This is a genomic window from Arenibacter algicola (assembly GCF_000733925.1).
GTDB lineage: Bacteria > Bacteroidota > Bacteroidia > Flavobacteriales > Flavobacteriaceae > Arenibacter > Arenibacter algicola.
This window is the reverse complement of record NZ_JPOO01000003.1, coordinates 175,134-201,444: the sequence shown is the minus strand read 5'-3', so window position 1 is coordinate 201,444 and position 26,311 is coordinate 175,134. Positions and strand designations below refer to the sequence as shown.

At 38.8% G+C, this 26,311-nt stretch carries 19 protein-coding genes; 13 read left to right on the top strand and 6 right to left on the bottom strand.

Annotated elements, in window-relative coordinates:
- Positions 1-46: 46 nt before the first annotated feature.
- From uvrA to U735_RS0110995, 5 genes are all read left to right on the top strand, one after another.
- Positions 47-2,881: an excinuclease ABC subunit UvrA gene (uvrA, locus tag U735_RS0111015; RefSeq protein WP_031443868.1), complete on the top strand. Its 2,835-nt coding sequence runs from the start codon at positions 47-49 to the stop codon at positions 2,879-2,881.
- A 94-nt stretch (positions 2,882-2,975) separates the two neighbouring features.
- Entirely contained in the window at positions 2,976-3,662 is a 687-nt protein-coding gene (locus U735_RS0111010) for an LOG family protein (RefSeq protein ID WP_031443867.1), read from the top strand.
- 11 nt (positions 3,663-3,673) lie between these two features.
- Positions 3,674-6,520, top strand: coding sequence for a gluzincin family metallopeptidase (locus U735_RS0111005; RefSeq protein ID WP_031443866.1), 2,847 nt, complete (start codon positions 3,674-3,676; stop codon positions 6,518-6,520).
- 162 nt (positions 6,521-6,682) lie between these two features.
- Positions 6,683-9,094: an alpha-ketoacid dehydrogenase subunit alpha/beta gene (locus tag U735_RS0111000; RefSeq protein WP_031443865.1), complete on the top strand. Its 2,412-nt coding sequence runs from the start codon at positions 6,683-6,685 to the stop codon at positions 9,092-9,094.
- Positions 9,095-9,218: 124 nt separating this feature from the next.
- Positions 9,219-9,581 (top strand): DoxX family protein, encoded by a 363-nt coding sequence (locus U735_RS0110995; protein ID WP_031443864.1) that lies wholly within the window; start codon positions 9,219-9,221, stop codon positions 9,579-9,581.
- 101 nt (positions 9,582-9,682) lie between these two features.
- On the opposite strand, the gene holA is transcribed toward U735_RS0110995, so the two are convergent.
- The gene (holA, locus tag U735_RS0110990; protein ID WP_031443863.1) at positions 9,683-10,681 is read right to left on the bottom strand and encodes a DNA polymerase III subunit delta; all 999 of its coding nucleotides are present in this window, start codon (positions 10,679-10,681) and stop codon (positions 9,683-9,685) included.
- A 26-nt stretch (positions 10,682-10,707) separates the two neighbouring features.
- Here holA and U735_RS0110985 point away from each other — a divergent pair, with 26 nt between their 5' ends.
- The 3 genes from U735_RS0110985 (at position 10,708) to U735_RS0110975 (ending at position 13,267) form a co-directional block, all read left to right on the top strand.
- The gene (locus U735_RS0110985) at positions 10,708-11,157 is read left to right on the top strand and encodes a type I restriction enzyme HsdR N-terminal domain-containing protein (RefSeq protein WP_031443862.1); all 450 of its coding nucleotides are present in this window, start codon (positions 10,708-10,710) and stop codon (positions 11,155-11,157) included.
- A 159-nt stretch (positions 11,158-11,316) separates the two neighbouring features.
- Positions 11,317-12,321 (top strand): glycosyltransferase family 2 protein, encoded by a 1,005-nt coding sequence (locus U735_RS0110980; RefSeq protein WP_031443861.1) that lies wholly within the window; start codon positions 11,317-11,319, stop codon positions 12,319-12,321.
- 97 nt (positions 12,322-12,418) lie between these two features.
- Complete coding sequence (locus U735_RS0110975; protein ID WP_031443860.1) at positions 12,419-13,267, top strand: OmpA/MotB family protein; 849 nt, start codon at positions 12,419-12,421, stop codon at positions 13,265-13,267.
- A gap of 82 nt (positions 13,268-13,349) precedes the next feature.
- On the opposite strand, the gene U735_RS0110970 is transcribed toward U735_RS0110975, so the two are convergent.
- On the bottom strand, positions 13,350-13,970 hold the full coding sequence (locus U735_RS0110970) for an L-threonylcarbamoyladenylate synthase (RefSeq protein ID WP_031443859.1): 621 nt from the start codon (positions 13,968-13,970) through the stop codon (positions 13,350-13,352).
- Between the two features lie 46 nt (positions 13,971-14,016).
- Between U735_RS0110970 and U735_RS0110965 the strand changes: the two genes are divergently transcribed.
- On the top strand, positions 14,017-14,862 hold the full coding sequence (locus U735_RS0110965) for an alpha/beta hydrolase (protein ID WP_031443858.1): 846 nt from the start codon (positions 14,017-14,019) through the stop codon (positions 14,860-14,862).
- Positions 14,863-14,900: 38 nt separating this feature from the next.
- Here the strand turns inward: U735_RS0110965 and U735_RS0110960 are convergent, their stop codons facing one another.
- Positions 14,901-17,222, bottom strand: a complete 2,322-nt coding sequence (locus tag U735_RS0110960) for an ATP-dependent helicase (RefSeq protein ID WP_031443857.1) — start codon at positions 17,220-17,222, stop codon at positions 14,901-14,903.
- Positions 17,223-17,478: 256 nt separating this feature from the next.
- Here U735_RS0110960 and U735_RS0110955 point away from each other — a divergent pair, with 256 nt between their 5' ends.
- From U735_RS0110955 to U735_RS0110940, 4 genes are all read left to right on the top strand, one after another.
- Positions 17,479-18,753 (top strand): amidohydrolase, encoded by a 1,275-nt coding sequence (locus tag U735_RS0110955; protein WP_031443856.1) that lies wholly within the window; start codon positions 17,479-17,481, stop codon positions 18,751-18,753.
- Between the two features lie 115 nt (positions 18,754-18,868).
- The gene (locus U735_RS0110950; RefSeq protein ID WP_031443855.1) at positions 18,869-20,437 is read left to right on the top strand and encodes an FMN-binding glutamate synthase family protein; all 1,569 of its coding nucleotides are present in this window, start codon (positions 18,869-18,871) and stop codon (positions 20,435-20,437) included.
- Between the two features lie 218 nt (positions 20,438-20,655).
- Positions 20,656-21,459 carry an OmpA family protein gene (locus U735_RS0110945; RefSeq protein WP_031443854.1) on the top strand — a complete coding sequence of 268 codons (804 nt, stop codon included), beginning with the start codon at positions 20,656-20,658 and terminating at the stop codon, positions 21,457-21,459.
- A 262-nt stretch (positions 21,460-21,721) separates the two neighbouring features.
- Complete coding sequence (locus U735_RS0110940; protein WP_031443853.1) at positions 21,722-22,240, top strand: DUF7935 family protein; 519 nt, start codon at positions 21,722-21,724, stop codon at positions 22,238-22,240.
- Between the two features lie 12 nt (positions 22,241-22,252).
- On the opposite strand, the gene U735_RS0110935 is transcribed toward U735_RS0110940, so the two are convergent.
- Genes U735_RS0110935 through U735_RS0110925 form a run of 3 tightly spaced genes read right to left on the bottom strand, consistent with a single transcriptional unit; the run spans position 22,253 to position 26,135 of the window.
- On the bottom strand, positions 22,253-23,143 hold the full coding sequence (locus U735_RS0110935; protein WP_031443852.1) for a patatin-like phospholipase family protein: 891 nt from the start codon (positions 23,141-23,143) through the stop codon (positions 22,253-22,255).
- A complete protein-coding gene (locus U735_RS0110930) occupies positions 23,140-24,051 on the bottom strand; it encodes a patatin-like phospholipase family protein (protein ID WP_031443851.1) in 912 nt (303 codons plus the stop codon). Before U735_RS0110930 ends, U735_RS0110935 begins: the two co-directional genes overlap by 4 nt.
- Entirely contained in the window at positions 24,048-26,135 is a 2,088-nt protein-coding gene (locus tag U735_RS0110925; protein ID WP_031443850.1) for a M1 family metallopeptidase, read from the bottom strand. The genes U735_RS0110930 and U735_RS0110925 overlap by 4 nt, the downstream gene beginning before the upstream one ends.
- Positions 26,136-26,311 lie beyond the last annotated feature (176 nt).

Here is a 26,311-nt window from a genome sequence, read left to right as displayed (position 1 = left end):
TCCTTTTTAGGAGTCAAAGTCGTAACTTCGCACATTGCTAATGAAAATGATTAATTACGAAGAGAATATTGAGGTCAAAGGCGCTCGTGTGCACAACCTTAAAAATATAGATGTCACCATTCCCCGTGAAAAGCTGGTCGTTATTACCGGACTGTCCGGAAGCGGCAAATCATCCTTGGCCTTTGATACCATTTATGCCGAAGGTCAAAGACGGTATATTGAGACTTTTTCTGCCTATGCCCGACAGTTTCTGGGTGGCTTGGAGCGGCCTGATGTGGACAAGATCGATGGTCTGTCACCAGTAATTGCCATTGAGCAGAAGACCACTTCAAAATCTCCTAGGTCAACAGTGGGTACCATTACCGAAATCTACGATTTCCTCAGACTTTTATTTGCCAGGGCCGGTGATGCCTACAGTTACAATACTGGGGAGAAGATGGTCAGTTATGATGATGCACAGATAAAGGAATTGATCATATCCTCTTACAACGGTAAAAAGATAAACGTTCTAGCTCCTATCATCAAGTCCAGAAAAGGTCACTATAGGGAGCTTTTTGAGCAGATTGCCAAGCAAGGCTTTGTTAAGGTAAGGGTAGATGGGGAAATAAAGGATATTGTAAAGGGCATGAAAGTGGACCGTTATAAGACCCATGATATTGAGATAGTTATTGACCGACTCAAAATTGAGGAGAGTACCGAATTGGACAAACGTATTTCGGAAACAATTAATACGGCCATGTACAGTGGAGAAAATGTACTCATGATTTTGGAAGAAGGGAAGGTCGAACCCCGTTATTTTAGTAGGGATTTAATGTGCCCCACTACTGGAATTTCATACCCTTCTCCCGAACCCAATACCTTTTCTTTTAATTCCCCAAAGGGCATGTGTCCCGATTGTAATGGGCTTGGACATATTTATGAGGTAAATGAAAATAAAATTTTCCCAAACAAAAACCTTAGCATCAAAGGGGGTGGCATTGCACCTTTGGGCGAATATAAAAATTCTTGGGCCTTTAAACAGATAGAAACTATTGCGCAGCGATATAATTTTGAACTTACCACCACAATTGCCAAAATCCCTGAGGAAGCCATTGGAGTGTTGCTCTATGGTGGTAAGGAAAGTTTTGAGGTAGATTCAAAAACTTTGGGAGTAAAGCGCCTTTACAAAATAGATTATGAAGGCATATCCAATTTTATCAAAAGTCAATTTAATGAGGCCAACTCCACCTCTATCAAACGTTGGGCCAAGGAATATATGGACAAAATTAAATGTCCAACTTGTGGAGGCACTAGGCTAAAACAAGAATCCCTAAATTTTAAAATAGACAACAACAATATTGCCGACCTATCCAATTTGGATATTGCGGAATTGGCGGATTTCTTTAACGGTCTGGAAAAAAAATTGGAGGGCAACCAATTAAAAATTGCCGAGGAAATTATAAAGGAAATAAAAACAAGGGTTCAATTTCTATTGGATGTAGGCTTGGACTACCTCTCCCTAAATAGAAGTAGCAAATCCCTTTCTGGGGGGGAAGCGCAGCGTATTAGATTGGCAACCCAAATTGGGTCGCAATTGGTAGGCGTTCTTTATATTCTGGATGAGCCCAGTATTGGTTTGCACCAAAGGGACAATGAACGGTTGATAAAGTCCCTGGAATCGCTTAGGGACCTTGGTAATTCTGTAATTGTGGTAGAGCATGACCGCGATATGATAGAACGTGCAGACCACGTTATAGATATTGGGCCAAAGGCAGGAAAGCATGGAGGGGAAATAATTTCGGAAGGGAAACCCGATGCCCTAAAAAACCATCATACTTTAACGGCAGATTATATTTCAGGTAAATTAAAAATAGAAGTTCCAAAAAAGCGGCGTGAAGGAAATGGAAACAGTCTGGAAATATCTGGCTGTTCCGGAAATAATCTTAAAAATGTTTCGGTAAGTTTTCCTTTGGGAAAAATGATCGGGGTAACGGGAGTTTCGGGCAGCGGAAAATCTACCTTGATCAACGAAACCCTATACCCCATTTTAAATGCCTATTATTTTAATGGAGTTAAAGTTCCTATGCCCTACAAGAAAATTAAGGGCTTGGAACATATAGATAAGGTCATAGATATTAACCAGTCTCCTATAGGAAGAACACCAAGGTCCAATCCCGCTACCTATACCGGCGTCTTTAGTGAAATCAGGTCCCTTTTTGCCAAAACACAGGAAGCCTCTATTAGGGGTTACAAGCCAGGTCGTTTTAGTTTTAATGTTACCGGAGGGCGTTGTGAAACTTGTCAAGGCGGAGGACTAAGGGTAATAGAAATGAATTTCCTTCCAGATGTTTATGTTGAATGTGAGACCTGTAATGGGAAACGCTTTAACAGGGAAACCTTGGAAATAAGGTATAAGGGCAAATCTATTGCCGATGTACTTGAAATGACTATTAACGAGTCTGTGGAATTTTTTGAGAATATTCCCAAGATCTATCGCAAATTGAAAACTATACAGGATGTTGGGTTGGGATATATTTCCTTGGGCCAGCAATCTACCACCCTATCCGGTGGAGAAGCGCAACGTATAAAGTTGGCTACGGAACTATCCAAAAGGGATACCGGTAATACCTTTTATATATTGGACGAACCTACAACAGGCCTGCACTTTGAAGATATCAGGGTTTTGATGCACGTACTTAATAAGCTTGTGAACAAGGGAAATACCGTTCTGGTAATTGAACATAATATGGATGTTATAAAAATGGTAGACCATATTATCGATATAGGTTACGAAGGCGGTCGCAATGGTGGTATGGTAGTTGCGGAAGGAACTCCCGAGGAAGTAGCCCTCGATAAAAAGAGTTACACCTCAAAATTTTTAAGAAAAGAATTAGGTTTGTGAAATTAACCGTCAATTAAAGATACTTTTTTCTTCAAAACAACTTTATAGCGTTATGACAAAGAAAGCCTTAATTGATTATAGATAATATTCTAACATGAGAAAAGAACAGCATCACAAAGGATGGAATGAGATAAAAACAAACGATTCCTGGGCCCTATTCAAGATTATGGGCGAGTTTGTGAACGGATTTGAAAAAATGAGTTCCATCGGACCATGCGTTTCCATCTTTGGGTCCGCACGTACAAAGCCAGGGGACAAATACTATGAATTGGCAGTAAGTGTGGCCAAGAGTATTGCCGAAGCCGGTTATGGAATTATCACTGGCGGTGGTCCAGGAATAATGGAGGCAGGGAATAGGGGCGCACATTTGGCAGGTGGCACCTCTGTTGGTTTAAATATTGATTTGCCTTTTGAGCAACATGACAATCCTTATATAGACGGGGATAAAAGTTTGGATTTCGATTATTTCTTTGTCCGTAAGGTTATGTTCGTAAAATATTCCCAAGGCTTTGTGGTCTTGCCAGGAGGTTTTGGTACGTTGGATGAACTTTTCGAAGCAATTACACTTATACAGACCAACAAAATAGAAAAATTTCCCATTATTTTGGTGGGCTCAGAATTTTGGAAAGGATTGTTGGATTGGATAAAGGATGCCATGCTGAAAATGGGGAACATTAGTCCCAATGATTTGGATCTGATACAAATAGTTGACACGGAAAATGAAGTGGTGGACATAATAGATTCCTTTTACAAAGGAAATATATTGAGCCCTAATTTCTAAACACAGGATTTTTGAAAAAGTTGGTATACATACGGAAACCTATTTTATTGTTGATAATTTTATGTGTCAACGGTCTTTCCATGGCCCAGCATTCCAATAAACTTAAGGCCACCTTGGATGCCGAAAGTAAAACGTTCAATATACAACAGGAAATTATTTATGAAAATAATTCCAAGGATACCTTGGAGTTAATTTACTTAAATGATTGGGCCAATGCCTATGCCAATAAGAATACTGCTTTGGCCAAAAGGTTTTCTGAAGAATTTAAGAAAGGGCTGCATTTGGCCAAGGATGTAGAAAGGGGAAATACCAAAATTACAAGTACCGTTGATGATAATTACCAAGGTCTGGATTGGGAATACGCCCCTGGAAAGGACATTATTAAAATTAATCTGAACCATCCACTACCCCCAAAGGAATCCACTAAAATATTTATTACCTATAAGGTAAAATTACCTTCGGATAAATTCACTACCTACGGATATGATAACAGGGGCGGCTATTATCTAAAGGACTGGTACCTTACCCCTGCCGTTTATGATGGGGAATGGCACTTATATTCAAACAAAAACTTGGAAGACCTTTATACGGATATGGCCAATACGTCCATAGAACTCATTATACCTGAAAATTTATTTGCTGTCTCCAATTTTCATGAATTGGGAAAAAACCAAGTAGGAAATATTCAGCATATTTATCTACAGGGGATTAATCAAAAAAGTGGGGAGATAATAATAAGGCCGTACAATCAATTCGTAAAGCATGTAACGCCGGAAATAACTATTTTGACCGACTTGCAGTCACCGAAGTACGATGAAATATCTTCCGGAATATCTATAAACAAGGTATCTAAGTATATCTATGAAAATTTGGGCGATTTTCCACATAAACAATTATTGGTCTCGCAACTGGATTATGATAAGGATCCCTTGTATGGAATTAACCAACTCCCCAGCTTTATTAGACCCTATGAGGAACAGTTTCAATTTGAAATGAAGTTTCTAAAAACAGCTCTCAATAGTTTTATAAAGGAAACAATGTTCCTGGATCCAAGAAACGAAAAATGGGTTACCGATGCAATTTTGAATTATCTTATGATCGGTTTTGTGGAGGAATACTATCCAGATCAAAAACTGTTGGGCAAATTATCCAGTATTTGGGGTGTACGGAATTTTCATTTGGCCAAAATGAATTTTAACGAACAATATCCTCTGCTCCATATGCTGTCGGCCAGAAGAAATATTGATCAGTCCCTCACTACTCCCAACGATTCTCTTGTAAAATTCAATCAAAAAATAGCCAACAGGTACAAGGCTGGATTGGGATTGGCATATTTGGCCGATTATACCGGCAAAGAACACGTAGACCGCAGTGTGAAAGAATTCTACATAAACTATAGATTAAAACCATCCACAGCGGCAGATTTTAAATTTATAGTTGTGGAAAACTCGGATAAGGATATCAATTGGTTTTTTGATGAATATGTGTCCACAACCCAAAAAATCGACTTCAAAATAAAGAAGGTGCGAAAAATGGAGGATTCGTTGGTGGTCATTTTAAAAAATAAAGAAGGCACCAATGTACCTATTTCACTTTTTGGGATAAAAAATGATACCGTAGTTTCAAATTACTGGTTTACGGATATTACCGATCAACAGGCCTTTAGAATTCCAAAGAACGGCGAAGATCGTTTGGTTTTAAATTATGATCAAACCATCCCGGAATTTAATCAACGGGATAATTGGAAATCCTTGAACGGCTTCTTTTCAAGTAACAAAAAACTGAAATTTCAATTTTTTAAGGATGCCGAAGACCCCTATTACAATCAGGTGTTTTATGTTCCGGTCTTGGGATTCAATAAGTATGACGGACTTTCTCCGGGCATGAGATTACACAACAAGACCTTATTGGAAAGGCCGTTCGTTTTTGATCTGGCCCCTTCCTATGCCCCTAATGAAAAGACTTTTGTAGGTTATGGTAAATTTAATTTTCGTAAATACCACGGTAAAAGCGGTCTATATGTTACCAACTATTCCCTAAGGGGGTCTACCTCACATTTCCAGGAAAATTCCCGCTACAGTACGGTGAGTCCTTCTATAGGTTTTGGCTGGAGGCCCAGTAATCTTTTACTTAATAAAAGGGAGGCCCTGATTTTTAGGTCTATAAGTGTATTTAGGGACATAGATCCAAATCTACAGAGTCTGGGATTGGAAACAGATCCGGATTATAATGTGTTCAATGCAAAATATTATAATACAACCAATAACATAATCAATTATCTATCTTGGTCCGTAGATGCACAGTATTCCAATAAATTTACCAAGCTTGCGTATGAATTGGAATATCGAAAACTGTTTGAGAACAATAGGCAGTTTAATTTACGTTTTTTCGCTGGTAAGTTCCTTAGAAATGAAACGGCCGGCAGTACAGAATTTTTTAGTTTTGCCCTTGATAGGCCCACAGACTATCTGTTCGATTATGAATATTTGGGAAGATCGGAAGGTTCGGGGATCTATAGCCAACAAATTATAGTTGCCGAAGGCGGTTTTAAATCCAAATTGGAAAACCCCTTTGCCAATGATTGGATGGCAACCATTAATACCAGTGTAAATATTTGGCGATGGATAGAACTTTACGGCGATATGGGTTTTATAAAGAATAAAGGGTTAAAAGAGCGTTTTGTTTATGACTCCGGTATTCGCTTAAATTTGTTGACAGATTATTTTGAACTTTATTTTCCATTATACTCGAACAACGGTTGGGAGATTTCACAACCACAGTACGATCAAAAAATCAGATTTGTTATAACCTTTAGCCCAAGGACTTTAACCGGGTTATTTACTAGGAAATGGTTCTAAATTATTGATGCATTCTCAAATATCGAATCTATTTTTACGATATTCTCAATATTTAAAAATACACTTCAATTTTCTTTAAGGAATTATTAATTATTATCCTCTTGTATAGGTTGCAAAAACCATATTGATTTGATATTTTTGCGATAAACCATCAATAGCGTAATGAATATAGATTCCAAGTCAAGCAACGATATTTCATTTGACGATTTTCAATTACAAATATTGAAAGACTATGAAATTGCAGTTACTAGCAGGGAATGTAGCCTATTGGGCAGAAGGGAAGTTCTGACCGGAAAAGCTAAATTTGGAATTTTTGGAGATGGTAAGGAGCTTCCGCAATTGGCCATGGCCAGATCTTTTAGGGATGGGGATTTTAGGAGTGGCTATTACAGGGATCAAACTTTTATGATGGCTTTGGGACTGCTTTCCCCAAAGGAATTTTTCCATGGTCTATATGCAACGACCGATATAACTAAAGAAACCATGAGTGCCGGAAGGCAAATGGGTGGTCACTTTACCACCTTTAGTCTAAACGAAGACGGCAGTTGGAGAGACCTCACCAAACAAAAAAATAGTAGTGCAGATATTTCTTGTACTGCCGGACAAATGCCTAGATTGTTAGGTTTGGCCCAGGCATCAAAAATATACAGGAACGTAAAGGTTAAATCCAGTGCCAAATTTTCGGATAATGGCAATGAAGTAGCCTGGGGGACCATTGGTAATGCCAGTACCAGTGAAGGTGTTTTTTTTGAAACCATAAATGCGGCAGGGGTATTACAAGTGCCAATGGTAATTAGTATTTGGGATGACAACTACGGCATTTCCGTTCACGCAAAACACCAGACCACCAAGGAGGATATATCAAAAATATTAATTGGTTTTCAAAGGGACAAGAACCATGAGGGCTATGAGATATTAAAAGTGAAGGGTTGGGATTATACGGCCTTGATCCACGCTTATGAAAATGCCTCCGATATTGCTAGGGACGAACATGTGCCGGTAATAATCCATATTACCGAACTAACGCAACCGCAAGGACATTCTACTTCGGGTTCCCATGAGCGCTATAAGAGTGAGGAGCGTTTGCAATGGGAAAAGGACAATGATTGCAATAAGCGCTACAGGGAATGGATATTGGAAAATAAAATTTCAACAGAAGAGGAGTTAAAATCGCTTGAAAAGAATATTAAGAGACAGGTTCGAAGCGCTCGTAAAGAGGCTTGGGAAGAATTTTTGACACCCCATAAGGAACAGAAAAAAGTATTGGTGAACTTATTGGAAAATGCTGCCAATTCCAGTATGAACAAAATTTTTATCACCAAATTAAAAAACGATTTAATAGCTATAGAAGAACCTATAAAAAAGGATATGGCTTCCAAGGCCAGAAAGGCGATGCGATATTTGCTGGGAGAAAGCAGCAAGGAAAAAGATCTTTTGGCTGCTTGGACCAAGAATTTTTTAGAGGAATCCCAAACCAAGTTTAGTTCCCATTTATATAACGAACAAAGCAACAATGCGTTGAGTGTTCCTGAGGTGAGGCCTACTTTTGATGAGGATCCCGAGCAAGTGGATGGAAGAATTATCCTTAGGGACAATTTTGATGCTCTTTTTGAAAGGTATTCCCAAGCATTGATTTTTGGGGAAGACAGCGGAGCCATAGGTGATGTTAATCAGGGATTGGAAGGATTGCAAAAGAAATATGGGGAACTCCGGGTTGCCGATGTTGGGATTAGGGAGGCCAGTATAATTGGGCAAGGAATAGGAATGGCGCTGAGAGGTTTGCGCCCCATTGCGGAAATTCAATATTTGGATTATATATTTTATGCGCTTTTTACATTGACCGATGATTTGGCAACACTACTTTATAGGACCGTTGGGAAACAAAGGGCACCATTGATCGTGCGGACGCGTGGGCACCGACTGGAAGGAATTTGGCATTCGGGTTCGCAAATGGGTGGATTGATCCACTTGTTGCGCGGCATGTATATTCTAGTACCAAGGAATATGACCAAGGCAGCTGGTTTTTACAACACCCTTATGAAGGGAAACGAGCCGGCCTTGTTGATCGAGAGTTTAAATGGGTACCGCTTAAAAGAGCCCAAACCCAATAACCTTGGGGATATATGCACCCCGATTGGAATAGTTGAAGTAGTTAGAGCTGGAACGGACATTACTTTATTGTCCTATGGTTCTACCCTTAGAATAGTGATGCAAGCCGCTGAAGAACTTAGGGAAGTGGGTATCGATGCTGAAGTTGTGGATGCCCAGAGTCTATTGCCTTTCGATTTACGTCATGACGTACTTAAGAGCATTAAAAAAACAAGTAGGTTGTTGGTTATAGATGAAGATGTACCTGGAGGCTGCTCCGCCTATCTGACACATGAAATTATTGAGAAACAAGGTGCGTATAAATATTTGGACAGTGCTCCCCAGACCCTTACCGCAAAGGCACATAGACCGGCTTATGCCACAGATGGGGATTATTTTTCCAAGCCTAACGCCGAGGATATTTTTGAAAAGGTTTATGGCATAATGCACGAGTCCAATCCTACGGATTTTCCTAAATTGAGATAACCCTAGCGTTATTTTGAAGTTTCTAAATATGGACTATCATAATTCCTTTTGTTATTCAGAAACTAATAGTTACTTTTATACGCTTTAAATCTATTAATTCTTAATAAAACCTACTCCCTCCCAAATGAAAGACCTAGGCCTACTATTTCTACGCATTTCTTCGGCTATTTTAATGATAACCCACGGACTACCTAAATTTCAAAAGTTAATTAGTGGTAATTTTGAATTTGGTGACCCCATTGGTATTGGTGCTGCCCCTTCCCTATTCCTTGCGGTTATAGGGGAATTTATTTGTCCAATTCTGATTATTATTGGTTTTAAAACGCGTTGGGCCACAGTTCCTACAATTATAACCATGTTTGTTGCTACATTTATCGTACATGCTGCAGATCCCTTCAATGTAAAAGAAAAGGCCGTTTTATTTTTAGTTGCCTTTATATCGATACTTATGTTGGGTCCAGGAAAATATAGTTTGGATAAGAAGTAAATCTGACTGTATTAAGTCTTTTACTGCCATGGCCTATCAGTTCCCTGGGTTGATAGTATATAGGTTTTTCCTGTAAAGGGGCCATTCAACCCATTATGAGTTTAGAATATTTTGATCAATAGTTCCTTTAGCAAGTCCGCCTGCGAAATATTGGAGCCAACACCTTTGCCCTTAACATCCAATTCCCTTAAACTGGAAATAATTTCACTAACGCGCCTCATGGGATAATTTCTTGCCGCCGTCTGAATTTCAGAAACAAAAAATGGCCTTATACCCAAGGCGGAGGAAACACTCTTTGGCGAGTGATCCTTTAAACCGTGATAAGAAAGCAACTGTATAAAAAAGGAGTACAAAAGGGTTATCGTAAGTACAAACGGATTGTCCTTTGGATTCTGCGCAAAATAATTGACAATTCTTGTTGCTTTTTCAACGTCTCTCTCCCCTATTGCTTTTTTAAGTTCAAAATTGTTATAATCCTTACTAATTCCAATATTGGATTCAATGGCTTCCGGATTAATTTCAACACCTTTTGGGACAACCAAACACAATTTCTCAAGTTCCTTATCTATCTTGCCCAAATCGGTCCCAAGGAACTCTACCAAAAGATTGGCCGCCTTGAAAGTAATTCCATAACCCCTAGAATGCAAGGATTTCTTAATCCATTCCCCTACTTGATTTTCGTAAAGTTTTTTGCCTTCAAAGATTACCCCCGATTTTTTAATGGATTTATATAACTTCTTACGTTTATCCAGTTTATTGTATTTATAGCACAATACAAGGATGGTGGAAGGTTGGGGTTGATCGGCATAGGAAACCAGGTTTTCTATGGTGCGGGATAAATGTTGTGCCTCCTTTACGATAACCACTTGGCGTTCTGCCATCATAGGGTATCTCTTGGCATTGCTAACGATGTCCTCAATCGTGATTTCCTTACCGTAAAGTATAACCTGATTAAATCCGCGTTCTTCTTCCGTTAGGGCATTTTTTTCAATATACTCCGCTATCTTATCAATATAGTATGGCTCTTCGCCAGTCAGAAAATAGATTGGTGCTATATTTCCGTTTTTTATATTGCTTACAATTTGTTTTACCTCATCCATCTAAAAAAAATCATCAACTTTGCACAATGCAACCATTAAACTATCCGTCCTATCCCTTTCGATTCAAAAATAGGGAAAATAAAATCTATATTTTTGATGTCATACGCAAAAAATTTGTGGTTCTACAACCTGAAGAATGGGTAAGACAGCACGTAGTGCATAATCTAATTTCGGACAAGAATTATCCTAAGGCGCATATCAATGTTGAAAAGCAATTGCTTATTAATAATCTTAAAAAAAGATATGATGTGGTGGTCTTCAATCCCAACGGGAGTATTCAAATTCTTGTAGAATGCAAATCGCCTGATATTAAAATTGACCAAGTGGTTTTTGATCAAATTGCCCGTTATAACCTTTTGCTAAAAGCCAAATATTTAATGGTCACCAACGGCTTGGATCATTTTTTTTGCAGTATGGATTTCGAGAGGGAACGATATAGTTTTCTAACGGATATTCCGGCATATAGTCCGGGATAAGGGACAGCCGGAACATCCAATTATCTATTATGGACGAGGCATTTTGGATAGTGGTTATCAAAATATACATCGTCATTTATAAATTATTTCTTTACATTGCCGACTTAATCAGAACCTCTTAATTTTAATGCATGCCTGTTATTTTGGGCATTATATAAAATGTTGAAAATAGCAGTAGTTATACTTAATTGGAACGGAAAATCGCTTTTGGAAAAATTTCTGCCGTCCGTAACGGAATTCTCCAAGGAGGCTGATGTATATGTCGCCGACAATGCCTCTACAGATGATTCTATCGCCTTTCTTAAAAAGAAGTATCCAGAGATAGGTATCGTCCAAAACTCGAGCAATGGGGGTTACGCCAAGGGATATAATGATGCCCTACCCCATATAGATGCGGATATATATTGCCTTTTAAACTCCGATGTGGAAGTAACCAAGGATTGGCTTATCCCAATTATAAAGGAATTTGAGGACAGGCCTTTAGCATCCATTGTTCAACCCAAAATATTGGATTATAAAAATAAGACCCATTTTGAATACGCGGGTGCCGCAGGCGGGTTTATTGATAAATTCGGATATCCTTTTTGCCGGGGACGTATTTTTAATGAATTGGAAACGGATAACGGTCAATACAATGATGTAAAAGAAATATTTTGGGCAACCGGAGCGTGTTTGTTTATTAAGAAAGAGGTATTCCAGGAACTAAACGGATTTGACGAGGATTATTTTGCCCATCAGGAAGAAATCGACTTGTGCTGGAGGGCAAGGAACAAGGGCCACAAAGTGTATTATGTTGGAGCCTCCGAGGTATATCATCTAGGTGGTTCTACCTTAAATAGTATGAATCCTAAGAAGACTTTCCTTAACTTTAGAAATTCCCTTTATTCGCTAGTTAAAAACCTTCCAGCAGGAAAAGTATTCCCATTAGTGCTTTTTAGACTTATTTTGGATGGTCTGGCCGGGCTGAATTTTCTTTTTCAAGGCAGATTTAAGCATTTCTTGGCCATATTGCAGGCTCATTTTAGTTTTTACAGGAATTTCTTGACCATTTACAACAAGCGCGAAAAGGCCTATATTACAGGTGATTACTACCTTATAAAATCCATTGTTTGGGCTTATTATATAAATCATGTAAAAATTTTTAACAATTTAGTAAAAGATTAACTAAATTGGTCTCGCAATATATTGCGTTTTATATAATTTTGCCATCATTAAAACGAACCTATTTAAATTATAAATTATTAATTCTATTATCATAACTATGAGAAAAATCATTTTAGGCTGTTTAGGTATTACCCTTTTATTGTCTTCATGTGTATCGCAGAAGAAATATGCGGATATGGAAGCTAAAGCGAAAGAAGCACAAGATTTATTAAATTCCGCGACTGTTAAATTAAACACCTGTTTAGAAGATAAGGCTGCTGCAACTTCAAAAATGCAGACTTTGGAAGATCAGAACGCCTTCCTTAAAGCCAATAACCAAGACTTGATAAACAATATGGGCAACCTTACCACTCTTACAAGTAAAGGTGCCGATAACTTGGAGAAATCCTTGGAAAGTTTAAAAGAAAAGGACTTAACTATAAGAAAGCTTAACGATGCCATTACTAGAAGGGATTCTGTAAACTTGGCTTTGGTTCAAAGTTTAAAAGGTGTTCTTGGAAACTTGGATGATGAGGATATCGAAATTAGTGTAGAAAAAGGAGTTGTTTTTGTTTCTATTTCTGACAAACTTTTGTTTAGAAGCGGAAGCTTTAATGTAACCCAAAGAGCAAAGGAAATCTTAGGCAAAGTTGCCCAAGTGGTTAACAACAAACCAGATTTCGAATTTATGGTTGAAGGTCATACCGATACTGATCCATACAACAGTGGTGTTTTATATGACAACTGGGATTTAAGTGTTAAACGTGCTACTTCAGTTGTACGTATCTTACAAAAAGATTACGGTGTTGATCCTAAGCGTATGACTGCTGCAGGAAGAGGAGAGTACATTCCTGTTTCCCCAACAGACAAGGCTAAGAATAGAAGAACACGTATTGTTGTACTTCCAAAAATTGATCAATTCTACAGTATGATCGAAGAAGGAATGAAAGATCCTAAGATCAACTAAGAATAACTTATTCAAATTAAAAAGCGACCTATAGGGTCGCTTTTTTTTTGTTCATTAATTAATTGGAAAACTTTCTTTGTACCTAGAATATATCCAAACTTCCCTTTCCTTCCCTAACCACTATAGGTTCATCTTCGGATAGATCTATTACTGTGGACGCCATGTTGTCCCCATAACCGCCATCAATAACTATATCTACCAGATTTTTCCATTTTTCATAGATCAATTCTGGATCGGTGGTATATTCCAAAAGTTCATCCTCATCACGAATAGAGGTTGATACGATAGGGTTTCCCAGTGCTTCAACCAAGGTCCTGGCAATAGAATTATCAGGAATACGAATACCTACTGTTTTTTTCTTTTTAAATTCTTTGGGAAGGTTATTGTTCCCTGGAAGTATAAAAGTATAAGGTCCTGGTAAGGCCCGCTTTAGAATTTTAAAGGTAGAGGTATCTATTTGCCTTACGTAGTCCGAAAGGTTACTGAGATCGGCACATATAAAGGACCAATTGGCCTTTGCCAATTTTACTCCTTTGATGCGTGCTATTTTTTCCAAGGCTTTGGTGTTTGTTATATCACACCCAAGGCCATACACGGTATCTGTTGGATAAATAATCAGGCCCCCTTTACGCAAAACATCCACCACTCTCTTAATTTCCTTAGGATTAGGATTTTCAGGATATATTTTAATAAATTCAGACATATTATTGGTTCAAAATAAACGTTAACAATTTAAGAAATAATGTTTTATGTATAAGTTCCAGTTTATCGTACTTCTTGGATTCTTCTTTGTAATACTCCACTCTTGTTCGGAAGATCCTATTGCAACCGACACTGGCGCATTGGAGGCCAAGAACATTATCGACTTGGAATATGGTTCCAATACACATCAAAAATATGACATTTATCTTCCAAAAAACAGGACCACTGAAACTAAAGTTCTCATTCTGGTACATGGAGGAGGATGGAATGCTGGTGAAAAATCGGAAATGAATCCCTTTAAAGACTTTATAAGGGAACAATTATCGGAGATAGCAGTAGTTAACATGAATTATAGATTGGCCGATCTGAACAATCCTCCTTATCCAATGCAAATCCATGACATAGACCAATTAGTTCAGGAATTGTCCAATAGGGCGCATGAATTTCAAATTTTAAAGGATATCGGATTTATTGGTTCTAGTGCAGGTGCCCATCTTTCCCTATTGTGGAGCTATGCACACGATACCAAAGAACAGGTGAAAATGGTCTGTAGCATTGTAGGGCCTACCAACCTTTTGGACGAGGCATATATAAATACACCAAATCCCGTGTTAAGGACCCTTTTAGATCAATTTGGTAATGATCCAGAGGTTTTGGAAGAGGTGAGTCCGTTGTACCAAGTAAAAACCACTTCTCCTGCAACCTTATTGTTTTATGGAGCACAGGATCCCTTAATTCCAAATTCCCAGGGAATAAGCCTAAGGGATAGATTAATGGAATTAAACGTAGAACACCAATTTACCTTCTACCCTAACGGAGGTCACGGCTGGGTAGGATTGGATCTTTGGGATACTTCCATTAAACTGAAGGCCTTTGTCCAAGAGCATTTATAATCTATGTCCACATATTAAAATCACTGGTCCCTATGGAGTTAGAGTACCTCCAACTTTGCGAACCTTAATAAAAGTTTTTTTATGTCTCCCTTATCAAATTTAATTTCAGCTTTCCTGTCGTTTCCTACCCCTTCAATTTTCAGCACTTGTCCCCTACCAAATCTAGTATGGTTTACTAAGGAACCTTCTGATAAATTGGGATCTACCGAATTGGTATTTCCAACGGGAGTACCTAATTCCGGTTTTAGTTTACGAAGTTTTCGCAACTGATTTTCATTGGGCCTAACACCACTGGGAGGTGTTCCCTGTAGGGGTTTGTTCTGTCTTAATCTGCTTTTATCAACATCACCAAAAATATCAACATCTATTAAGGGGGTGTATCCAGATCTCTGGACAGGTGTGAGGTTTTCAATATATTTTTCATCAATTTCCTCAATAAATCTACTAGGTTCGGCATCTACCAATTTACCCCAACGGTATCTATTCTGCGTGTAGGTTAAATATGCCTGCTTTTCTGCCCTGGTAAGGGCCACATAAAACAAACGCCTTTCCTCTTCCAATTCACTCCTGGTATTCATGCTCATGGCAGAGGGGAATAGGTCTTCTTCCATCCCTACAATATAAACATGCGGAAATTCCAGTCCCTTTGCCAAGTGAATGGTCATTAGGGCCACTCGGTCATCATCTCCTGTATCCTTGTCCAGATCGGTTGCCAGTGCTACATCCTCCAAAAACTCCCCTATATCCCCTTTGGCATCTGCCAATTCCTTTTGCCCTTCAACAAAATCCTTGATACCGTTCAATAATTCTTCAATATTCTCCATCTTGCCAATTCCCTCTGGAGTACCGTCTTTTTTGAATTCCAGCAGAACTCCGGATTTTTTGGCAACATGTTCTGCCAAGGTAAAGGCATCTGCACTTTCGTTCATGATCTGAAAGCTTTTGATCATGGCCACAAAGTCGCCCAATTTTCTTTTGGTACCGGAATTGATCTTTAAATCAATCCTTTCCAAGTTATCAATAACCTCAAAAATTGAGCGATTATAGTGATTAGCGGCCACGGTAAGCTTGTCCAAAGTGCTCTGTCCAATACCACGTGCAGGGAAATTGATAATACGTTTAAGCGCCTCCTCATCTTTTGGATTGATAACCAATCTTAAATAGGACAGCACATCCTTAATTTCTTTCCGCTGATAAAAGGAGAGTCCGCCATAAATCCTATAGGGGATATCCCTTTTTCTTAGAGCGTCTTCGATGGCCCGTGATTGTGAGTTGGTCCTGTACAGAACAGCGAAATTACCATTGGGCAACTGACTTTGCATTTTATTTTCAAAGATAGATCCGGCCACAAACCTTCCTTCCTCCGCATCCGTAGGGCTGCGGTGAACCTTAATTAATGGACCTTCGTCATTGGAGGTCCAAACCACTTTTTCCAATTGATTGGTATTTTTGGAAATTATGGAATTGGCGGCATTCACGATATTTTTAGTGGACCTATAGTTCTGTTCCAATCGGTACATCCCCACATTGTCATAATCTTTTTGAAAATTTAGAATATTGCTAATGTTTGCCCCCCTAAAGGAATATATACTCTGTGCATCATCCCCTACCACGCAAATATTCTGGAACCTGTCCGATAGCGCCTTAACGATCAAATACTGGGAATGGTTGGTATCCTGGTACTCATCTACTAGAATATACCTAAACCTGTCCTGATACTTGGCCAGAACTTCGGGGAATCTGGTAAGCAGCTCGTTCGTCCGCAACAGAAGATCATCAAAATCCATTGCACCGGCCTTAAAGCAGCGATCCACATAGTTCTGATAAATTTCTCCCATCCTAGGGCGCTTGGCCATGGCATCCGCCTCTACCAAATCCGGATTATTGTAATACGCCTTTACGGTAATAAGGCTGTTCTTATAGGAAGATATTCTATTTTGTACCTGCTTATATTTATAAATATCCTTGTCCAGCCCCATTTCCTTAATGATAGCGGATAGAAGACGCTGGGAATCCTGTGTATCGTATATGGTGAAATTGGAAGGATAGCCCAATTTGTCTCCGTCGAACCGCAAAAGTTTGGCGAAAACGGAATGAAAAGTACCCATCCATAGGTTCTTGGCTTCGGAGGTACCCACAATATCGGCAATACGTTTCTTCATTTCCCTGGCAGCCTTGTTGGTAAAGGTCAAAGCCAAAATGTTAAAGGAATCCACTCCTTGGCTCATCAAATAAGCAATGCGGTAGGTCAATACCCTTGTCTTACCGGAACCGGCCCCTGCAATCACCATCAAAGGCCCGTCCTTATGCAATACGGGAGCCTTTTGGGCTTCATTTAATTCGTTAATATAATTCTCCAAAACGTATGTAGATATTAAGCTCGTTACGATCGGTGAATTTAACCATAAATAGCCTTATCAAAAAATCAACTTTAATATTTGTGATAATCCAACCGAGTTAATAGTTCTAATTTGAATATATTTATCCTTTAAATCCAATTTTACGAAAAGCAACACTTTTATGGATGTTGCCATCTGTAAAATTATTAAAAACCAAGTTTAATGATTAAGATAATGTAATCTTAGACATCTATAATTTTAAATCCCATTTAGTTGTATGAAGTTATATTTAATTCTCCCAATGCTTTTATGGTGTTTAAATTCCTCGGCCCAGAAATATAATTTTGAAAAGGAATATAAAGGTATTGAACCAAAGGTAATAGACTGGAGGAGGGATTTTCACCAAAATCCAGAATTATCCAATAGGGAGTTCAATACTGCAGAAAAAATAGCCTCCCATTTGAAATCCTTGGGGATAGAGGTTCAAACAGGAGTCGCCAAAACTGGGGTTGTAGGGATTCTAAAAGGCAATAAAAATGGAAAGGTAATCGCTTTAAGGGCCGATATTGATGCCTTACCGGTTACCGAAAGAAACGATCTTCCTTTTAAATCTACTGTGACATCCGAATTTCTAGGACAAGAGGTCGGTGTTATGCACGCCTGTGGCCATGATACCCATACCTCTATCCTTATGGGAGTTGCAGAAATTCTGTCCAAAAATAGGGACAAGATTAGGGGAACCGTTAAATTTATTTTTCAACCTGCAGAAGAAGGTCCTCCTCCAGGGGAAGAAGGTGGAGCACTATTAATGGTGAAGGAAGGTGTTCTTAAAAATCCGGATGTGGATGCTATTTTTGGGCTTCATATTAACTCCTCTACCCCAGTTGGTGTAATTAGGTATAAATCCGAAGGACTAATGGCGGCAGTGCAACGATTCGTTATAAAGGTTGAGGGAAAACAAACCCATGGCTCACAACCATGGAAGGGTATAGACCCCATTCTTATCAGTGCCAAGATCATAGATGGGCTACAGACCATTATTAGTAGGGAAGTAGACCTTACCAATGAAGCAGCGGTGATAAGTGTGGGCAAGATTACAAGTGGTGTCAGATTTAATATTATCCCAGAAAGTGCGGAAATGATCGGAACCATAAGGACCTTGGACTATGATATGCAAAAACAGATTACCGAGAGAATGAAAGAAATGGTACCGGACATCGCCAAGACATATGGCGGTACGGCCACCATTGAGATAAAAAGCAATACGGACATAACCTTTAACAATCCCGAGCTCGTAACCCAAATGTTACCTACCCTTAACAGGGTGGCGGGCAAAGAGAATGTGCAAATACAAAAAGCCGTTACTGGGGGTGAAGATTTCTCCTACTTTCAAAATGAGGTTCCCGGGTTCTTCTTCTTTCTGGGAGGTATGACTCCTGGAAATACCGCATCCTTTCCACATCATACGCCCGATTTCAGTATAGACGAAAACGGAATGATCCTTGGGGTAAAGGCACTCACAGAAATGAGTTTGGACTTCCTTAACAACTAAAAATTTTGTTAAACAATTGAGGATGCACAATTTATAATAGTTACAGCTGTAGTTTGTAAAAAAGATCTATTTCCTAAAATCATTCAAGTCATCTTTAAAAACTTAAATTAAGAATATGGATTCAATGTTAAACACCCTAGCTAGTCTACCTTGGTGGGCATGGCTAATAGTGTTTTTAGTTTTGGTGGCTATCAGGGATATCTTTCTGCAGAAAGGGCACACCATTTCGCATAACTTCCCTGTAGTAGGACATTTAAGGTATTGGTTGGAGAGCATTGGCCCAGAAATGAGGCAATATTTTGTTGCCAACAATAGGGAAGAACTACCATTCAACCGCATAGAAAGGGGATGGATCTATGCCTCGGCGAAAAAGGAGAATAATTATGAAGGCTTTGGAACTGACAGGGACATATATGCCCATCAACATATTTTTGTCAAGAATCAAATGATGGCCTATAAGCTCCCTGGGAACCACCCCAATATTACCGATCCCTGCTTTTTGCCCTGTGCCAAGATCATTGGATCTTACAATAAACGCAAAAAGCCCTATAGGCCTGCCTCCGTAATCAACGTTTCTGCCATGAGTTTTGGGTCACTATCGGCTGCTGCGGTAAATGCCATGAACAATGGAGTGCGGAAATCGGGAGCTTATCAGAATACCGGGGAAGGCGGACTTGCCCCATATCATAAACAAGGTGGAGATGTTATATTCCACTTTGGAACAGGTTATTTTGGGGTTCGCAGTGAAGATGGAAATTTTTCCATGGATAAAATGAAACAATTGGTTTCGGATAATCCCTGTATCAAAGCTATTGAAATTAAAATCTCCCAGGGAGCTAAACCGGGCAAGGGAGGTGTTTTGCCAGCCGCAAAAATAACCCATGAAATCAGCGAAATCCGAGGTGTTGTAATGGGCAAGGACGTATTGTCTCCCGCAACCCATTCTGCTTTTAATTCCGTACCCGAACTATTGCAGTTAATAGAAGATATAGCAGAACAGACAGGTCTTCCCGTTGGCATAAAGGGAGCTATTGGTAAATTGGATCAATGGGAAGAATTGGCAAAATTGATGATAGAAACAGGAAAAGGACCCGATTTTATTACTGTTGATGGTGGAGAGGGAGGAACGGGAGCTGCCCCTCCAAGTTTTGCCGACCATGTTTCCCTACCTTGGGTATACGGTTTTTCCAGTCTTTATAAGCTATTTAAAAAGTACGATCTAACAGAAAGAATAGTGTTTATTGGAAGTGGAAAATTGGGTTTCCCTGCAAAAGCAGCTATGGCATTTGCCATGGGTGTAGATTGTATAAATGTAGCTAGGGAAGCTATGATGAGCATTGGTTGTATCCAAGCGCAAGTATGCCATACCAACCGATGTCCAACAGGAATAGCTACACAAAGTAAATGGTTGCAGGGAGGAATAAATGTCCCACTAAAATCTGATAGATTGTCCCAATATTTCAAAACGTTTAGAAAGGAATTCTTGGAAATAACACATGCCGCTGGCTATGAACATCCCTGTCAGTTTACCATGGACGATATCCAGGTAAATGTGGATGACAATGACTTGAACAGGTCGTTATCCTCAACTTATGGGTATAATAAAGCTGTGGTGCCCTTTTCTGGAATAGAGGAGCTATATAATTGCTCTTATTTGGGAGGAAAGGAGTATATGGAAAAATAAGATTGGCCCTAATTTAAATATAATCTTAATTTTGCATGAAAAATAAAATGTATATCCTTGCAGTAATGCAACCAATTAGAATTACCCAAACATATAAATAAACAAATTTTATCTATGAAATGCCCATTAACAAATTGCGTACCTCCCAATAATTATGGGGAGGTAAATGATTAATAAGGCATTGCATCTGACCATTAAAAACAAATAAATATTAACAGATGAAAAGAATTTTTACCATTCTAGTTTTATTAATGTATATATCCATTGCACAGGCACAGAGCAAAAAAGATCTTATCTTGGAAGTAGATGATCTAAGATCTAAGTTAAGGGAGACCGAAACTGCCCTGTCTGAATCCAAACGTGAAGAAAGAATTGCATCCGCCAAAGTAGAGTCTTATGAAGCACAAGTAAATGAACTTAAGGAAACCAATGGCAACCTATTGAAAAACTTGAACAGTTTTACGGAAGCCTCCAATAAGAGATCCGATCACATAAATAGCACCTTGGAAAGTCTTGTTCAAAAGGAAGCGCAATTAAGAGTTATCAATGATGCGCTTAGCAGCCATGACTCTATAACCCTTGCTGTTTTTACCCAATTTAAGCAGACTTTGGGCAGTGATCCCAAGATTACCGTTAGCAATGGAGCTGTAGCGGTGGTAATGGACAACAGTTATATATTTGGGGAGAACTCCAAGAATTTCAAAGTACAGGACAAGGCAGAGTCCATTATTGCCAAGATTGGAAGTGTTTTAAAGGCCAATCCAACAATGGATATTCAAATTGTAAGTAATAGCAACTTGGTGGAATCCAAGGATAATAAATTGAATAACTGGGAGATTGGAACCCAACAAGCTGCTGCCATAGCCCGTATTCTTGAAAGTAAATATGAAATAGAGCCCAAACGCATCATCGCCACCGGGAAATCGGAGTTAGGACTGTACAGTATAGAAACTGCTACCGAAATCATTGTACAACCAAGATTTTACGAATTCTTTAAATTGGTCAAGGAGAGCATGAAATAAGTCATCGTAGTTCTTAAAACCATCTGGGAATTACTACAGTGATTTATTTTAACTTCCTCCGGGAAGGGCAATTTAATGGTCATCGTAGCAAATTATAGGAAATATTCCCCAAAATATTAAAAGCGCTAAATAGCGCTTTTTTTTATGACTGGGTTCCAATTAACCCAAATATACTTATCACGGTTAAAAATTTGAAACCCCCCATAATTTTTAAGGGAATAAGCCGTTAAATAATCAACAAACCAAAATACACCAATATAAAATGACTGGAGAGGAAATTTTTCAACTATTTGCCTATTTGCTGCCCGCTGTTGTAACCGGAGTGGTTGCCTTTTACTTTTTTAGATTGCACACAAGAAACGAGGAAGGAAGAAGACGCTACCTATTGCACAAAGACAGTCAAAAAAATACCCTGCCCATTAGATTACAAGCTTACGAAAGAATGGCGTTATTTCTGGAGCGAATTGCAATTCCTAGTTTGGTGGTAAGGGTAGGTCCAAAAAACAGCAATAAAAACGACTATGAAAATTTGCTCATCAAAAGTATAGAAAATGAATTTGAGCATAACCTATCCCAACAAATCTATATGACAGATGAATGTTGGAATATAATTAAGGCAGCAAAAAGTGCCACCATACAAATGATCAGAAAAGCAGGTATGAGCGAATCGGATTCGGCAGATAAACTCCGTGAGGACATTCTAAATGAGACTATGGAAAAAAGTTCACCTTCCGCAACTGCTTTGGCCTACGTTAAAAAGGAAATAGGGGAATTATGGTAAGTAAAACGTGCCTTAACTAATGCTAGAAAATTTTTCTTCTGCGTACTTATACCCTTGTTGCCACCACAGTCGCATAAGTTTCTTGTTGAAAACCAAAGAGTTTTCGGTCAATTTAGTGGGGGTGTAATATAAATTTAATTGCACCCCGTTATGTTTTGCCGCCAATACCCCTTCGGAAATATCGTGATACTCTATTTGGTCCAAAACAAAGCCGTAAATACTCAACATAAGTGAGAAAGGATTTCTCCCCAAAACCTTGTTGTGTTCCATATTTTCGGACTCCAGGATAATGGCATCTATCTCGGTAGCTCCACGTCTTATGGCTTCCCTTATGGGAACAACACATCCTAGGCCACCGTCACCGTATTCAAATCCGTCTCTTTTTACCAGGGACATAAAAGGAATGTAGTTGCACGAAATCCATATCCAATCACAGAAATCATCATAGGAGAAATCCTTAATGGATTTATACTCGATTCTGTTTTTGGAAAGATTGGAAACCGTCACTACCACATCTTTATGACCTTTTTTCAACCTCTGGAATTCCCCTTCACTAAAATTCTTTTTAATGGTTCTTCTCAAAGCCTTGCTTTCCCCAAAAGTACGCTTGCTCTTTATAAATTGAAGAAAGGTGTTTAGAAAATTTATGGAGACATATTCCCTGTCTCCCTTTTTTCGTACTACAAATGGATTAAGGCTAAAAATGGAACGTTGGTTAACATTGGTATAAATACTATGTAGTTTGCTAATTTGGTTTAAGGCCAACTGAGGGATTAAAAGACTACCGGTAGAGGTGCCCACCAAAATATCATATTCCCTTTTTTCAACTTCCATCAGATATTGGGCCACACCACCTGCAAAGGCCCCTTTGCTCCCTCCCCCACTAATTACTAATGCTTTCATAAAATTCCAGTCTCTATTGGGTTGGTTTCAGAGTTTTTATGTTTGGCAAAATTAAATCCACTTTCCCACCATACCGTCATTTTTTCCTTCTCAAATATGAGGGAGTTGGTAGTGAGTACGGTTGGCGTATAGTAGAAGTTAATGATTGCATCATTATGGTTGGCCACAAACTTACCGATCCTAATATTTTGTTGTTCTATCCTGTCCAGCATAAAGGCAAACATACTTGTAAGCAGTGAAAATACATTCTTGGAGGGCATTCTGTTCAATTGGGTAACCTCCGTTTGCAAAATTATGGCATCCACTACCTTTGCCCCTCTTCTAATAGCCTCTTCTATAGGGACCATACTGCCCAGGCCGCCATCTGCATATTCACATCCATTTTTCTTTACCAAGGTCATAAATGGGGTGTAATTGCAGGAAACCCATATCCATTCGCAAAATTCCTCATAGGTACAATCATTGATGGATTTATATTCTACCTGATTTAACGACAAATTGGAAACGGTTACCACTATATCCAAGGGGCCATTTTTTAAATGCTTAAATTCCTCAATGGAAAGGGTGTTTTTGATCAATTGAAGTAAATTATGACTTTCTCCAAAAGTCTTGCTGCCCTTGAAAAAATTTTTCATCACGTTTACATGATGGATGCCAATAGTCTCAATGCCATATTTCTTTTTTATCACAAAGGGGCAATTGCTGAATATATTATGCTGATTCACCGAAGTATACACCTGCCTAATTTTTTCAATTTTTTGTAGGGCGAGATGGGAAATCAGGAGACTCCCTGTAGAAGTACCTAAAAACAAATCGTAACTGTGGTTTAGTTCTTGCATCAGGTATTGGGCTACACCACCGGCAAATGCTCCTTTACTACCACCACCAGAAATTACCATTGCTCTCATTCCGAAATCAGTTTGTTGCTAATATAACGCAATTCCTCCTTATTAAATTTCACGCTCAATCTATCTATTCTATCCTTATATTCCTTTTTTTCCAAAAGTTGGTCCAACAATGAACGGGCATATTTTCTAAACTGCCAAGAATGATGCTGGGTTGCATCAACAAGATCCAACAAATTGTTGTCTGAAAATCCTATTAATTGTTCCAAGAATTGAAATGCCCCTTGCCGTACTTCGTTGGTATACACTGGGGAAGTATATCTACTCAGTTCCAAGTAATACTCGTTGGTATTATTGGGTTCATAATCCTTAGTGAGCAAGGCCAAGGTGAGCCATAATATACGAATGTTCTTATTTGAAAAGCCTATGATGCCTTTGGTCCAATTCAAGTACTTTTCCCTGTCATTTGGGTAATTTATCCAAAGTTTGTACAGCATTTCTTCTTTGGTAACATAACTCTCATCATTTAGCAGTGATTCATATTCAGATTTTAGATCCAGTGGCAACTGCACTATGGAAGTGGCCAATGCTTGCCTAACCAGCATACTTTCATTCCCTAACAATTCCCTAATAAAATCTTGGGATAGGGATTTGTAATATGTTCTGGTTATTTTGGCCTTCAACTGATCGGAATTTGTGCTTTTCCAATATTTTTTAATGATGGATTCGTTGTCCTTGCTACTGGTCATCATGTCTTTTTGAAGTTCAAAAAAGGTTTTTAAATCCTCCGATTCCCGCACAAGGATCGTTTTTGCCTCATCAAAAGGAAAATTTTTATCAACCAACCATCTATTTCGAAAAGCGGACAAATCACTGTGGGTGCCCATCTCCATTTCCTTAAGGAAGTTATCAATGGTTACATTTTTAAACCCGTACTTTTTTAAATACCGTTGAATCCCTTGCCTAAAATCATTCTCCCCTATTTCGTGCCTTAAAACGTGTAAGGCCCATGCACCTTTTTCATAAAATGTAAGGCTGCCCGCTTTTGGATCAATGAGGGCCTCCCCCATGTTCTTATTGGATAGTTCCTTCAATTGGTTCGCGGTTTCGTACAACTTCCAATAGTAATATTCTTTACCGAAAAGTTCTTTCTCGGCCAACAGGGCATAATAGGTAGCAAAACCTTCATGAAGCCAGTGACTACTGCCATCCACTTCGGTAACCAAATTGCCAAACCACTGATGCGCCATCTCATGGGCATTTACATTCACAAAGTTCCTGTCAACAAAGGCGATGGAATCCATTACATACGAATCTGAAAAGATAGTGGTTCCCGTATTTTCCATACCCGCATATAAAAAGTCCCTAACTGGTACCTCCTTATAATTCTGCCAGGGATAAGGCACCCCTATTTCCTTTTCCAAAAAATCAAATATCGCCGTAGTATATCTATAGGTAGGTTCCACCATAGCACTATCACTGGGGTAGAAATAAAGGCTAATGGGTACTCCGGTACTGGATACAACTTCATTCTTACGGTAATCCCCAATGGCAAAAGCCAATAAATAGCTGCTCATTGAACTGTCCATATCAAAACTCCATTTTTTAAGTCCGTCCAGTTCTTTGGTCGCCACCAAGGCGCCATTGGCTATTACTTCGTAGGTCTTATCAAAGCTGATATCCAGATCGTACTCTAGCTTTTCTGCCATATCATCAAAACTGGGAAGCCAGTGACTTGTATATTTTCCTTGACCTTGGGTCCATACCTGCTCGTTGCCAAGTAAGTCGTCCTTCCAACCTAAAAAATATACGGTCTGTTTGGGATTGGCAGCGTAGGTGATGTCCAAAGTATAGGTCTTATTGGCCTTAAAGCGTTTATGAACCACTATTCTTTTGCTGTTGTTGGTAGCCTTTACTTTTTTATTGTTGAGCTTGACCCCCATTACATTTAGATTTTGGGCATCAAGAAAAACGCTATCCACTTTTTGTAAGACCTCCAATTTGTAGGTTACAGATCCCGCAATGGTTTCGGTCATGGGATCGATTTTTATATCTACTTTTCCTTGAATAAAATCTACCTTGTCCTGGTGTTGGGAGTGGACCACCAAACAAGAGTGCAATGCTAGAAATAAAATGACAAATTTCATCCTATTAAAATTGGCAATATTCAAATGCAAAATGCCATTTGTTTTGTAAATCATTCAACGGAAAATTACGGAAATAACTAAATTAATTACTTTGTCCATTTTTTGAAGCCTTGGATAATCTTTTTCAAATTTAGCATTTTAGATTATTGCAGTTGTATTAAGGAACCCCTATTTTA